Origin of the sequence: Streptomyces sp. NPDC051907 (genome assembly GCF_040681075.1) — a bacterium.
In the GTDB taxonomy this organism is placed as follows: Bacteria; Actinomycetota; Actinomycetes; order Streptomycetales; family Streptomycetaceae; genus Streptomyces.
Genome location: NZ_JBFAYB010000001.1, coordinates 230,682 through 243,596 on the forward strand (window position 1 = coordinate 230,682; position 12,915 = coordinate 243,596).

Consider the following 12,915-nt stretch of genomic DNA (forward strand, 5'->3'; position numbering starts at 1 on the left):
CTCAGCCCCACACCCTAGCTCTGGTAGCCACATGCTTGAGGACATACGAGGGGCCGCGATGGTTGCACCTGGCGCGGCTACCCCCGATAAGGCGGAAATCTACCGGCCAGCTCCCGCACCTCGGCACGGACCGTCCGCGCCTGCTCGCCCTCGGCCCGCAGCCCCGCCGTGAACAGCCCCGCGATACGGGCCATTTGGGCCTCCCCCATGCCCTGGGTGGTGACGGCGGCGGTGCCCAGCCGAAGGCCCCGGCCGTCGCCGTACGGCAGCGCGCAGGTGTCCAGGACCACACCGGCGGCGGCGAGCCGGCCGCGGGCGGACCGGCCGTCCACGCCGAGCGGGGTGGGATCGGCGCTGATCAGATGGGTGTCCGTGCCCCCTGTGAGAACCGCCATGCCCTCCCCCGCCAGCCCGTCGGCCAGCACCCGGGCGTTGGCGACGACCTGATGGGCGTACGCCGTGAACGCCGGGGTCGCCGCCTCGCCGAAGGCGACGGCCTTGGCGGCGATCGTGTGCATCTGGGCGCCGCCCTGGGTGAAGGGGAACACCGCCCGGTCGATGCGCTCGGCGAGCTCCGACCCGCACAGGATCATCCCGCCGCGCGGGCCGCGCAGCACCTTGTGCGTAGTGGCGCAGACCACATCGGCGTACGGGACCGGGCTGGGGGCCGCGCCGCCGGCGATCAGGCCCATGGGGTGGGCGGCGTCGACGATCAGATACGCGCCCGCCTCGTCGGCGATGTCGCGGAAGGTCTCGTAGTCGGGGTGGCGGGGGTAGGAGATCGAGCCGCAGACGATCGCCTTGGGGCGGCGCCGCCGGGCGAGGTCGCGGACCTGCTCGTAGTCGATCAGGCCGGTCTCGGCGTCGACGCCGTAGCCGACGAAGTCGAACCAGCGGCCGGAGAAGTTCGCGGGCGAGCCATGGGTGAGATGGCCGCCGTACGGGAGTCCCATGGCGAGCACGGTGTCGCCGGGCTTGAGCAGGGCCGCGTACGCCGCCAGGACGGCGGAGGAGCCGGAGTGGGGCTGCACGTTGGCGTGCTCGGCGCCGAAGAGCGCGGTGGCCCGCTGGACGGCGAGCCGCTCGGCCACGTCGACCAGCTCGCAGCCGCCGTGGTGGCGGGCGCCGGGATAGCCCTCGGCGTACTTGTTGGCCAGCGGCGACGCGAGGGCGGCCAGCACCGCCGGCGAGGTGAAGTTCTCGGCCGCGATGAGCTGGAGGGTCTCGCTCTGGCGGGTCTGCTCGCCGAGGATCACCTCGGCGATCTCGGGGTCCTGGCGGCGCAGCGCGCCGAAGTCGGCGTGGGCGACGGGCAGGGCGGCGGCGGCTGTGTCTGCGGTGGCGGTGACCGGCATGGGTGGCTCCAGGCCTCGCGCGGAGGGGCGGCGCTTCCAATGTAGGCCGGGGTTGCGCGGCTTGCCTGGTTATCGGCGGATTCCGGTGACGGCGTCGGCTCGCGACGCGTCTGCCCCGCGGGCACCTCGTGGTCCGGGAGGCGGGGGCGGGGGGGCAGAGGCGGGGCGGGAGGCCCTGGGCGGCTCAGCCTCGGGGCGGGACGCCCGTGAGCGCTGTCAGGACCGGGTCCAGGGCTTGGTTGATCTCGTCGCCGATCGAGCGGAAGAAGGTGATCGGCGCCCCGTACGGGTCGTACACCTCGTCCGCGTCCGGGCTCGGCGCCAGCAGCCAGCCGCGCAGCGCCGCCGCCGCCCGCACCAGCGCACGGGCGCGTTCCACGACCCCCTCGGACCGCGCGTCCGGCAGCGTCGCGGGGTCTATGGCCCGCACCAGCCGGGTGAACTCCTTCAGGGTGAAGGTCCTGAGACCGGCCGAGTGGCCCATCGAGATCACCTGGGCCCGGTGGTCCCGGGTCGCGGTGAGGACCAGGTCCGCGCGGATGACGTGCTCGTCCAGCAGCTCCCGGCCCACGAAGCCCGTCGCGTCCGCGCCGAAGTCCGCGAGGACGACCTCCGCGTTGGCCTCCATCGGGGCGCCCTCGTGCCCCCAGGTGCCCGCGCTCTCCACGATCACGCCGCCCGTGAGCGGATCGCCGAGGCGGTCGCTCAGGGCATGCCGCGTCAGCCGCTCGGTGATCGGCGAGCGGCAGACGTTGCCGGTGCTGACGTGGAGGATGCGGAAGGCGGACGCACTGAACTCGGACCCCGCTATGCCACGCCCCTCAGGGGCGGTCAATTGGCCACCTCGAGGTCGGGTACGACCTTGCGCAGCTCGTCCGCAACGAGCGCTCCCTCGCGCAGCAGGACCGGGACCTTGCCCGTGACGTCGACGATGGAGGAGGGGACGATGCCCGGGGTCGGGCCGCCGTCCAGGTAGACCGAGACGGAGTCGCCGAGCATCTCCTGGGCCGCGTCGCAGTCCTCCGGCGAGGGGTGCCCGGTCAGGTTCGCGGAGGAGACCGCCATCGGGCCCACCTCGGTGAGCAGCTCGATCGCGACCGGGTGCAGCGGCATCCGGACGGCGACGGTGCCCCGGGTGTCGCCGAGGTCCCACTGGAGGGACGGCTGGTGCTTGGCGACCAGCGTGAGCGCGCCCGGCCAGAAGGCGTCGACGAGCTCCCACGCCTGCTCGGAGAAGTCGGTGACCAGGCCGTGCAGGGTGTTCGGGGAGCCGATCAGGACGGGGGTGGGCATATTGCGGCCGCGCCCCTTGGCCTCCAGCAGGTCGGCGACCGCCTCCGAGCTGAAGGCGTCCGCGCCGATGCCGTACACGGTGTCGGTGGGCAGCACGACCAGCTCGCCGCGACGGACGGCCGATGCGGCTTCGCGCAGACCGGTCGTACGGTCGCTCGCGTCGTTGCAGTCGTATCGCCGAGCCATCAGAGGGCCTCCTCGTACACGTACTGGATCGGGGTCGTCACGGCATGGCCTTGCGTGCCGTCGCGAAGCGCGGTCGCTTGTTCAGGTCCGGGTGGTCGGCCGCGTCCGCCCAGCCGGCCTCCTCGTTGAAGATCCACGGGACCTGGCCGCCCTGGGTGTCGGCGTGCTCGATCACGACGAGGCCGCCGGGCCGCAGCAGCCGGTGGGCGGTGCGCTCGATGCCGCGGATGGTGTCGAGCCCGTCCTCGCCGGAGAACAGCGCCATGTCCGGGTCGTGGTCGCGCGCCTCGGGGGCGACGTACTCCCACTCGGTGAGCGGGATGTACGGCGGGTTGGAGATGACCAGGTCGACCTGGCCGTCCAGCTCCGGCAGCGCGCTCAGGGCGTCGCCCTGGTGGATGGCGACGCGGGAGCCCTCGGCGTTCTTGCGGGTCCACCTCAGCGCGTCCTCGGACAGCTCCACGCCGTGCACCCGCGAGCGCGGCACCTCCTGCGCCATGGCGAGCGCGATGGCGCCGGAGCCCGTGCACAGGTCGACGATCAGCGGCTCGACGACGTCCATGGCCCGCACGGCGTCTATGGCCCACCCGACGACCGACTCGGTCTCGGGGCGCGGCACGAAGACGCCGGGGCCGACCTGGAGCTCCAGATAGCGGAAGAAGGCGCGGCCGGTGATGTGCTGGAGCGGCTCGCGGGCCTCGCGGCGGGCGACGGCCTCCCAGTACCGGGCGTCGAAGTCCCCGTCCGGGACGTTGTGCAGCTCTCCCCGCTTCACGCCGTGCACGAAGGCGGCGAGCTCCTCCGCGTCGAAGCGCGGTGAGGGCACGCCGGCGTCGGCCAGCCGCTGGGTGGCCTGGGCCACCTCGGCAAGCAGCAGGTTCACGCGGTCCTCCGGGCTGAGCGGTGTGCGGGTGGTACGGGGGTACTGCGGGTGCGGCGGGGGTACTGCGGGTGCTACTGGGCGGCGGCGAGCTTGGCCGCGGAGTCGGCGTCGACGCAGGCCTGGATCATCGCGTCCAGATCGCCGTCGAGCACCTGGTCCAAGTTGTACGCCTTGAAGCCGACGCGGTGGTCCGAGATCCGGTTTTCCGGGTAGTTGTACGTCCGGATCTTCTCGGAGCGGTCCACGGTGCGGACCTGGCTGCGGCGCGCGTCCGCGGCCTCCTTCTCGGCCTCCTCCTGGGCCGCGGCGAGCAGCCTGGAGCGCAGGATACGCATCGCCTGCTCCTTGTTCTGGAGCTGGCTCTTCTCGTTCTGGCAGGAGGCGACGATTCCGGTCGGCAGGTGGGTGATGCGCACCGCGGAGTCGGTGGTGTTGACGGACTGGCCGCCGGGCCCGGAGGAGCGGTAGACGTCGATCCGCAGGTCGTTCGCGACGATCTCGACGTCGATCTCCTCGGCCTCGGGCGTGACCAGCACACCGGCGGCGGAGGTGTGGATTCGGCCCTGGGACTCGGTGGCGGGCACGCGCTGGACGCGGTGCACCCCGCCCTCGTACTTCAGTCGCGCCCAGACGCCCTGGCCGGGCTCGGTGGCGCCCTGGCCGCCCTTGGTCTTCACGGCGACCTGGACGTCCTTGTAGCCGCCCAGCGGGGACTCGGTGGCGTCGATGATCTCGGTCTTCCAGCCGACGCGCTCGGCGTAGCGCAGATACATCCGCAGCAGGTCGCCGGCGAACAGGGCGGACTCGTCGCCGCCCGCTCCGGCCTTGACCTCGAGGATGACGTCCTTGTCGTCGCTGGGGTCGCGCGGGACCAGCAGCAGGCGCAGCTTCTCGGTGAGCTCCTCGCGCTGCTTCTCCAGCACCTTCACCTCGGCGGCGAAGTCCGGGTCGTCGTGCGCGAGTTCACGCGCCGTGTCGATGTCCTCGCCGGTCTGCTTCCAGGAGCGGTACGTGCCGACGATCGGGGTCAGCTCGGCGTAGCGCTTGTTGAGCGTGCGCGCGTTCGCCTGGTCCGTGTGGACCGAAGGGTCGGCGAGCTTCTTCTCGAGATCGGCGTGCTCGCCGATCAGTTCCTCGACCGCCTCGAACATCGGGGGCTCCTGGTTTTCGTACGCGAAGGGGGCTGCTCAGAACGGACAAAGCGCCGGCCTCGGCCACCCCCGTGCAGGGGCGGCCGAGGGCCGGCGCAATGGCTCGCTACTTCTTGGCAGCCTTGCCGAAGCGGGCCTCGAAGCGGGCCACGCGGCCACCGGTGTCGAGGATCTTCTGCTTGCCCGTGTAGAACGGGTGGCACTCGGAGCAGACCTCGGCACGGATGGTGCCCTCGGCGAGGGTGCTACGGGTGGTGAACGACGCGCCACAGGTGCAGCTCACCTGGGTCTCGACGTACTCGGGGTGGATGTCGCGCTTCAAGGTGTCTCCTAGTTTCGGGAGGGCGCCGGGTCGTGCGGACGGATTGCTCGCACGTGAACCGGGGCCGACGTACCAGTCTGCCAGGACTGGCCGTATCTCCCAAAACCGGGGTGGGCCCGGATCTATTCCGGGGGCGGCCTACGGGCTCTTCGCACCCGGCGAGGAGCCCTTCTGGGCGGGCTGGCGGCTCTGCACGACGGATCCCGCGGAGCCCTTGTCGCCCGCGGAGTCCTTGATCGCGGAGGCGGGAATGGCCTTGTCCTGCGCCAGCGCGGCCCAGACCTGCCGGGACGCCTTCTCCAGCGGGACGACCCGGTTGGGGTCGCGCGGGTCGTACTGCACCGGCATCGTGACCATCTGCACGTCCTCGGCGCCGAGGGCGCTCAGCCCCTTGGCGAAGCTCATCAGCTCCTTGACCGAGTCCAGCTCGGAGTCGGGCGTGATGGCCTTGGTGCCGGCGTCGGCGAGGTCGAGCAGCTTCTTCGGGCTCGAGAACACCCCGACGTCCTTCACCTGGTCGATGAAGGCCTTCATGAACGCCTGCTGGAGCTGAATTCGGCCGAGGTCGCTGCCGTCGCCGACGCTCTTGCGGGTCCGTACGAGGCCGAGCGACTGCTCGCCGTTGAGCTGGTGCGTGCCCGGCGGCAGGTCGAGGTGGCTCTTGGAGTCGTCGATCCGCTTGGTGGTGGTGATCTCCACCCCGCCCAGCTCGTCGATCAGCTTCTTGAAGCCGGTGAAGTCGACCTCGATGTAGTGGTCCATGCGGATGCCGGACATCTTCTCGACGGTCTTCACCGCGCAGGCCGGACCGCCGGACTCGTACGCCGTGTTGAACATGGCCCGCCGCTGGCCGGGGACGGAGGTCCCCTTGGAGTCCTTGCACTGGGGGCGCTCGACGAGGGTGTCGCGGGGGACGGAGACGACGCTGGCCTTCTTGTGGCCCTCGTAGACGTGCACGATCATCGCGGTGTCGGAGCGGGCGCCGCCCTCGTCCTCGCCGTACTCGGAGTTGGCGCCGGAGCGGGAGTCCGAGCCCAGGACCAGAATGTCCATGGAGCCGTTGTCGACGTCGTCGGGGCGGTCTGTGCCGAGTGCGGCGTTGATGTCGACGCCCTCGATGTTGCCGTTGAGCTTGAAGTAGACGTATCCCAGGCCCGATCCGCCGATCAGCGCGATTCCGGCCGTCGACCACGCGGCAATCGTCATCGCCCGGCGGCCTCTGCTGGGCCGCTTACGACGCTTGCCGCGGCTGCGTATTCGACCGCTGCCGCTGCTCTGCTCAGCCATGGTCTCCTCGGCTCTCGCTTACTTCCCGCGTCCCCCTGCGATGACCGTCAGGGGCGGATTGTCGGCACTTGTCAGACGTTGAAGAAGCAAGAAGGGTTGCACAGGGGTCTGAGAACTCCTTAAGAAAGCACAGTGCCCACCGCGCCAGGCACGGTGGGCACAACGGGCTGCTGTGCGGCCCGGACTCTCCGCTCTCACCTGCCAGTTCGGCGGGCGGGGGCGAGGAGCCCGGGAGATCTGCGCGGCCTTGCGGCTGTGGCGAAGATCTCCCGGAGCGGGGCCGAGAGGACCGTCAGTCGTTGCCGTTGCCGGCGGACGGGGTCGTCTTCTGGATCTGAAGCAGGAACTCCGCGTTCGACTTCGTCTGCTTCATCTTGTCGAGCAGCAGCTCGATCGCCTGCTGCTGGTCGAGCGCGTGCAGCACCCGGCGCAGCTTCCAGACGATGGCGAGCTCGTCGCTGCCGAGCAGGATCTCCTCCTTGCGGGTGCTGGACGCGTCGACGTCCACCGCCGGGAAGATGCGCTTGTCGGAGAGCTTCCGGTCGAGCTTGAGCTCCATGTTGCCGGTGCCCTTGAACTCCTCGAAGATCACCTCGTCCATGCGCGAGCCGGTGTCGACCAGCGCGGTGGCCAGGATGGTCAGCGAGCCGCCGTCCTCGATGTTGCGCGCGGCGCCGAAGAAGCGCTTCGGCGGGTAGAGCGCGGTCGAGTCGACGCCACCGGACAGGATGCGCCCGGAGGCCGGGGCCGCGAGGTTGTACGCACGGCCCAGACGGGTGATCGAGTCCAGCAGGACGACCACGTCGTGACCCAGCTCGACGAGGCGCTTGGCGCGCTCGATGGCCAGCTCGGCGACGGTGGTGTGGTCCTCGGCCGGGCGGTCGAAGGTCGAGGAGATGACCTCGCCCTTGACCGACCGCTGCATGTCGGTGACCTCTTCCGGACGCTCGTCGACCAGGACGACCATCAGGTGGCACTCGGGGCTGTTGACCGTGATCGCGTTGGCGATGGCCTGGAGGATCATGGTCTTGCCGGTCTTCGGCGGGGCCACGATCAGGCCTCGCTGGCCCTTGCCGATCGGCGACACGAGGTCGATGATCCGGGTCGTGAGCACGCCCGGGTCGGTCTCGAGGCGGAGCCGGTCCTGCGGGTACAGCGGGGTCAGCTTGTTGAACTCCGGGCGCCCGCGGCCCGATTCGGCCGCCATGCCGTTCGCCGAGTCGAGGCGGACCAGCGCGTTGAACTTCTCGCGGCGCTCGCCCTCCTTCGGCTGGCGCACGGCGCCGGTGACGTGGTCGCCCTTGCGCAGGCCGTTCTTGCGGACCTGGGCGAGGGAGACGTACACGTCGTTCGGGCCGGGCAGGTAGCCGGAGGTCCGGATGAACGCGTAGTTGTCGAGGATGTCCAGGATGCCCGCGACGGGGATCAGGACGTCGTCCTCGGAGACCTGCGGCTCGCCGGTGGCGAAGTCCTCGCGGCCGCGACGGCCACGGCGGTCGCGGTAGCGGCCACGACGGCCGCGGCGGCCGCCCGCCTCGTCGTCGAAGTCGTCCTGCGGGCCGGTGTTCTGCGGGCCCTGCTGCTGGCCGCCCTGGCGCTGCTGGCGCTGGCCGCCCTGCTGCTGGTCCTCGCCCTTGCCGCGGCCGCGGTCGCGCTGACGCTCACGGCGGTCGCCGCGCTCGCCTCCGCGCTCGCCGCGGTCGGCGCGCTGGCCTCGGTCCTGGCGGTCGCGACGGCCGTCCGCGCCCTCCTGGGCGGACACGGCGACGGCGGCCTCGGCCTTGGCCTCGGGCTGCGCCTCCGTCTTGACGTCGACGGCGGCGTCGGCCTTGACCTCGGCGCGCTCCGGGCTGCCGGCCTGCGCGGTGGCCCGACGACGGCGGCGCTCCCCGGCCGGCTGGTCGTCGCTGGCGGGCTGCCCAGGAATGTCGATCTGCTGCTGGGCCACGGCCTTCTCGGCGGCGGCGGACTTCGCCGCGGCCGGTGCGGCCTCGTCGCCCGTGCGCGCCTTGGAGGTGGCACGGCGCTTCGGCTTGGTCGCGGCGTCGCCGGCGGTCGCCTCGGCGCTCTTGGACGCGGAAGCGGAGGCTCCGCTGCCGGCCTGCGCCTCCTTGATGACCTCGATCAGCTGGCTCTTGCGCATACGCGCGGTGCCCCTGATGCCGAGGCCGGACGCGACCTGCTGCAGCTCGGCCAGGACCATGCCCTCGAGGCCGGTGCCGGAGCGGCGGCGCCGTGAGGTGGTGCCGGAGGCAGCACCTGCGGCGGGCGCGGAGGTGTCGACGCTGTTGTCGGCAGTCACGCCCATCAGATCGGTGGTGTCGCTCACGAAGGGTCCTTCCCTGGAGCGGACGTCGGCCTTCTGGCTCGGCGACCGGTTGTGCTGTCCGACTGCGGTCCTGGATTGCGAACCGATGTCGGGGCGGTGGTCCCGCCGATTAATGAACGGCGGAAAGAATTAATGTGCAAAGTCCGGCCCGAGATCCCCCTGCTCGGCCCACTCCTGGCAAAGCGAGGGGTGTCGTGCCGGTTCCGGAGCGTGCTCGAAACTGCTCAGGCAGGCTGCTCAGGCAGTTTGGGAGGCTCCCGGAAGAATGGCGGTCCCGAATCGGGACACAGAGCACCGCGCCACAAAGACGTCGGTTGCAGACTTGAGGTTAACACTACCGGCTCCAACAAACATTCCCCCTCTCCATCACCGGCAATCTCGTGTCGCTACGAGCCGAGCGGCAGAACGCTCGCGCCCGCGGCGTCGAAGGTGAGCCGGTTGGCCGCCCACTCCTCGCCCGCCAGCCGTGCGACCTTGTCGGCCACACCGTCCTCGGCCAGCGCGAGGACCGTGGGGCCCGCGCCGGAGATGACCGCGGGGACGCCGTCCGCGCGCAGTCGGTTCACCAGGGCGACGCTCTCCGGCATCGCCGGGCCGCGGTACTCCTGGTGGAGACGGTCCTCGGTGGCGGGCAGCAGCAGCTCGGGACGCCTGGTCAGCGCCTCGACGAGCAGGCCCGCACGGCCCGCGTTGGCGGCGGCGTCCACATGGGGGACGGTGCGCGGCAGCAGGCCGCGGGCCGTCTCGGTGAGCACCGGCTTCTGGGGCACGAAAACCACCGGAACGACGGAATCCGACGGCTCCATCCTGATGGCGCGCGCCGCTCCCCCGTCGGTCCAGGCGAGCGTGAAGCCGCCGAGCAGACACGCGGCCACGTTGTCGGGATGCCCCTCGATCTCGGTGGCGAGCTCCAGCAGCGCCGCGTCGTCGAGCTTGGCGTCGCCCCCTATGGTCACCGCGCGGGCGGCGACGATGCCGGCGCAGATGGCCGCCGACGAGGAGCCCAGGCCCCGCCCGTGCGGGATGCGGTTGGCGCAGACGACCTCGAGGCCGCGCGGCTGCCCGCCGAGCAGGTCGAAGGCCGTGCGCAGGGAGCGCACCAGCAGATGGCTCTCGTCGCGGGGAAGCGTCGCGGCGCCCTCACCCGCGATGTCGACGTGCAGCCCGGAGTCCGCGACCCGGACGACCACGTCGTCGTACAGCCCCAGCGACAGCCCGAAGGCGTCGAAGCCGGGACCGAGATTGGCGCTGGTGGCGGGGACGCGCACCCGGACGGCGGCGGCGCGGAACGCTGGACCGGCCATCGAACGATGACTCTCCTTGGTTCTGAACTGCGAGTTCTACGAAACGTGCTTGGATTTTTCGAGAGGTACGAAGACCCGGGGCCGTAACGGCGACTACACCGCGGCATATGCGGCGGGGCGGGTTCCTACAGCCTATCGAAGGAAGGTTCAGTGACGACATAGGGCGCACAGGAGGCGCACGATGCGTGTCGCGAGCCTCCTGTGCCCCTACGTACCGCGTCGTCCTGGTTGCGGGGCTTTACGGCGGGGAAACCCGGGCTTCCGAGGGGAGGCCCGGGGTCCGCGAGCCCCTCGGCGGGGCCTGTGCGTCCGTCCGAGGGTCCTGCGCGGCCGTCTGGCGGACGCGGGGGCCGTACGGGCGGTGGCGGGGCCCCGCGGCCGGGCGGCTACGCCAGGCCGAGGAGGTTCGCCGCGGCTGCCGCGTCGACCGGGACCGTGACCGGCTGAGGCGCTCCGGCGACGGCCCAGTCCGGGTCCTTCAGACCGTTGCCCGTCACCGTGCAGACGATCCGCTGCCCGGGGTCGACCTTGCCCTGCTCGGCGGCCTTGAGCAGACCGGCGACGGACGCGGCCGAGGCGGGCTCGACGAAGACGCCCTCCTGCGCGGCCAACAGCCGGTACGCCCGCAGGATCTCACGGTCCGTCACCTCGTCGATGAAGCCGCCCGACTCGTCCCGGGCCGCCAGCGCGAGGTCCCAGGAGGCCGGGTTGCCGATCCGGATGGCGGTGGCGATGGTCGAGGGGTCCTTGACGATCTCGCCGCGCACGATCGGCGCGGAGCCGGACGCCTGGAAGCCCCACATCCGGGGGGTGCGGGTGGACATCCGGTCCGCGGCGTACTCCTTGTACCCCTTCCAGTACGCCGTGATGTTGCCGGCGTTGCCGACGGGCAGCACATGGATGTCGGGGGCGTCGCCGAGCGCGTCGACGATCTCGAAGGAGGCGGTCTTCTGGCCCTCGATGCGGTACGGGTTGACCGAGTTGACCAGCGCGACCGGGTAGTTCTCGGACAGGCTGCGGGCCAGGTTGAGGCAGTCGTCGAAGTTCCCGGCGACCTGCAGGATCTTCGATCCGTAGACCAGCGCCTGGCCCATCTTGCCGAGCGCGATCTTGCCCTGGGGCACCAGGACGGCGCAGACCATCCCGGCGCGTACGGCGTAGGCGGCCGCGGAGGCGGAGGTGTTGCCGGTGGAGGCGCAGATGACCGCCTGCGCGCCCTCCTCCTTGGCCCGGGTGATGGCCATCGTCATGCCGCGGTCCTTGAAGGACCCGGTGGGGTTGGCGCCCTCGACCTTCAGGTGCACCTCGCAGCCGGTTCGCTCGGAGAGGACCTGCGCCGGCACGAGCGGCGTGCCACCCTCACGCAGCGTGACGACGGGCGTCGTGTCCGTGACCGGAAGGCGGTCCCGGTACTCCTCGATGATGCCGCGCCACTGGTGGGTGTGGTTGGTCGTCATGGGTCCTTACTCCCCTTCAACACGCATGATGCTGGCGACACCGCGCACGGTGTCGAGCTTGCGCAGCGCCTCGACCGTCCCCGAGAGGGCGGCGTCGGGCGCGCGGTGGGTGACGACGACGAGCGACGCCTCGCCGCCTCCGTCGAGTCGGCTCTGCTGGCGCACCGTGTCGATCGACACGCCGTGCTCGGCGAAGACCGTCGCGACCTGGGCGAGCACGCCCGGCTTGTCGGCCACGTCGAGACTGATGTGGTACCGCGTCACCACGTCGCCCATGGGGCTGACGGGCAGCTGCGTGTACGCGGACTCGCCGGGCCCCGTTGCCTCGGCGAGCTTGTTGCGGCACACGGCGACCAGGTCGCCGAGGACCGCGGACGCGGTGGGCGAGCCGCCCGCGCCGGGACCGTAGAACATCAGCTGCCCGGCCGCCTCGGCTTCGACGAAGACGGCGTTGTACGCCTCGCGGACGGAGGCGAGCGGGTGGCTGAGCGGAATCATCGCGGGGTGGACGCGGGCGGTGACCGACTTCCCGTCCGCGGCGCGCTCGCAGATGGCGAGCAGCTTGACGGTGCAGCCCATGCGCTTGGCGGAGGCGATGTCGGCGGCGGTGACCTCGGTGAGGCCCTCGCGGTAGACGTCGTCGAGGCGTACGCGGGTGTGGAAGGCGATCCCCGAGAGGATGGCGGCCTTGGCGGCGGCGTCGAAGCCCTCGACGTCGGCGGTCGGGTCGGCCTCGGCGTATCCGAGGGCGGTGGCCTCGTCGAGCGCCTCGGAGTACCCGGCGCCGGAGGAGTCCATCTTGTCGAGGATGAAGTTGGTCGTCCCGTTGACGATGCCGAGCACGCGGTTGACCTTGTCGCCGGCCAGAGACTCGCGCAGCGGCCTGATCAGCGGGATGGCGCCGGCGACCGCGGCCTCGAAGTAGAGGTCCCGGCCGTGCTGCTCGGCGGCGGCGTAGAGGGTCGCGCCGTCCTCGGCGAGCAGCGCCTTGTTGGCCGAGACCACCGAGGCGCCGTGCTCGAAGGCGGCGGTGATGAGGCCGCGGGCGGGCTCGATGCCGCCGATGACCTCGATCACGACGTCGATGTCGCCGCGTTTGACCAGCGCCGTCGCGTCGGTGGTGATCAGCGCGGGGTCGATGCCCTCGCGCACCTTGGAGGGGCGGCGCACGGCCACCCCCGCCAGCTCCACCGGGGCGCCGATCCGAGCCGCCAGGTCGTCGGCGTGCGTCGTCATGATGCGCGCCACCTCTGAGCCGACCACTCCACAGCCCAGCAGCGCCACCTTCAGCGGACGCGTACGCATCATCCGACTCTCGCCTTTCAATAGAGACGGCCCATTACAAGCC

The 12,915-nt window shown here is 71.3% G+C and carries 11 protein-coding genes; all 11 read right to left on the reverse strand.

Annotated elements, in window-relative coordinates; genetic code table 11:
* Nucleotides 1-77: 77 nt before the first annotated feature.
* The 11 genes from glyA to AB0M39_RS01010 all read right to left on the reverse strand — a co-directional run bounded on the left by glyA (nucleotide 78) and on the right by AB0M39_RS01010 (nucleotide 12,875).
* Nucleotides 78-1,355, reverse strand: coding sequence for a serine hydroxymethyltransferase (gene glyA, locus AB0M39_RS00960; protein ID WP_365358696.1), 1,278 nt, complete (start codon nucleotides 1,353-1,355; stop codon nucleotides 78-80).
* Between the two features lie 184 nt (nucleotides 1,356-1,539).
* Entirely contained in the window at nucleotides 1,540-2,190 is a 651-nt protein-coding gene (locus AB0M39_RS00965) for a protein-tyrosine-phosphatase (protein WP_365358698.1), read from the reverse strand.
* Nucleotides 2,187-2,834: an L-threonylcarbamoyladenylate synthase gene (locus tag AB0M39_RS00970; protein WP_365358700.1), complete on the reverse strand. Its 648-nt coding sequence runs from the start codon at nucleotides 2,832-2,834 to the stop codon at nucleotides 2,187-2,189. The genes AB0M39_RS00965 and AB0M39_RS00970 overlap by 4 nt, the downstream gene beginning before the upstream one ends.
* 37 nt (nucleotides 2,835-2,871) lie before the next feature.
* Nucleotides 2,872-3,717, reverse strand: coding sequence for a peptide chain release factor N(5)-glutamine methyltransferase (gene prmC / locus AB0M39_RS00975; protein ID WP_365358702.1), 846 nt, complete (start codon nucleotides 3,715-3,717; stop codon nucleotides 2,872-2,874).
* Nucleotides 3,718-3,788: 71 nt separating this feature from the next.
* A complete protein-coding gene (prfA, locus tag AB0M39_RS00980; protein WP_365358704.1) occupies nucleotides 3,789-4,868 on the reverse strand; it encodes a peptide chain release factor 1 in 1,080 nt (359 codons plus the stop codon).
* A gap of 106 nt (nucleotides 4,869-4,974) precedes the next feature.
* On the reverse strand, nucleotides 4,975-5,190 hold the full coding sequence (gene rpmE, locus AB0M39_RS00985) for a 50S ribosomal protein L31 (RefSeq protein WP_365358706.1): 216 nt from the start codon (nucleotides 5,188-5,190) through the stop codon (nucleotides 4,975-4,977).
* Between the two features lie 138 nt (nucleotides 5,191-5,328).
* Nucleotides 5,329-6,477 carry an LCP family protein gene (locus AB0M39_RS00990; RefSeq protein ID WP_365358708.1) on the reverse strand — a complete coding sequence of 383 codons (1,149 nt, stop codon included), beginning with the start codon at nucleotides 6,475-6,477 and terminating at the stop codon, nucleotides 5,329-5,331.
* A 292-nt stretch (nucleotides 6,478-6,769) separates the two neighbouring features.
* Nucleotides 6,770-8,806: a transcription termination factor Rho gene (gene rho, locus AB0M39_RS00995; protein WP_365358710.1), complete on the reverse strand. Its 2,037-nt coding sequence runs from the start codon at nucleotides 8,804-8,806 to the stop codon at nucleotides 6,770-6,772.
* Between the two features lie 386 nt (nucleotides 8,807-9,192).
* Entirely contained in the window at nucleotides 9,193-10,110 is a 918-nt protein-coding gene (thrB, locus tag AB0M39_RS01000; protein ID WP_365358712.1) for a homoserine kinase, read from the reverse strand.
* 386 nt (nucleotides 10,111-10,496) lie between these two features.
* Nucleotides 10,497-11,567 carry a threonine synthase gene (gene thrC / locus AB0M39_RS01005; RefSeq protein ID WP_365358714.1) on the reverse strand — a complete coding sequence of 357 codons (1,071 nt, stop codon included), beginning with the start codon at nucleotides 11,565-11,567 and terminating at the stop codon, nucleotides 10,497-10,499.
* 6 nt (nucleotides 11,568-11,573) lie between these two features.
* Nucleotides 11,574-12,875 carry a homoserine dehydrogenase gene (locus tag AB0M39_RS01010; protein WP_365358716.1) on the reverse strand — a complete coding sequence of 434 codons (1,302 nt, stop codon included), beginning with the start codon at nucleotides 12,873-12,875 and terminating at the stop codon, nucleotides 11,574-11,576.
* Nucleotides 12,876-12,915 lie beyond the last annotated feature (40 nt).

Bases quoted from the DNA above. Each gene is read 5' to 3' on its own strand.
- AB0M39_RS00990 (WP_365358708.1), bottom strand. From the start codon at position 6,477: ATGGCTGAGCAGAGCAGCGGCAGCGGTCGAATACGCAGCCGCGGCAAG.
- prfA (WP_365358704.1), bottom strand. From the start codon at position 4,868: ATGTTCGAGGCGGTCGAGGAACTGATCGGCGAGCACGCCGATCTCGAG.
- AB0M39_RS01010 (WP_365358716.1), bottom strand. From the start codon at position 12,875: ATGATGCGTACGCGTCCGCTGAAGGTGGCGCTGCTGGGCTGTGGAGTG.
- thrC (WP_365358714.1), bottom strand. From the start codon at position 11,567: ATGACGACCAACCACACCCACCAGTGGCGCGGCATCATCGAGGAGTAC.
- glyA (WP_365358696.1), bottom strand. From the start codon at position 1,355: ATGCCGGTCACCGCCACCGCAGACACAGCCGCCGCCGCCCTGCCCGTC.
- thrB (WP_365358712.1), bottom strand. From the start codon at position 10,110: ATGGCCGGTCCAGCGTTCCGCGCCGCCGCCGTCCGGGTGCGCGTCCCC.
- AB0M39_RS00970 (WP_365358700.1), bottom strand. From the start codon at position 2,834: ATGGCTCGGCGATACGACTGCAACGACGCGAGCGACCGTACGACCGGT.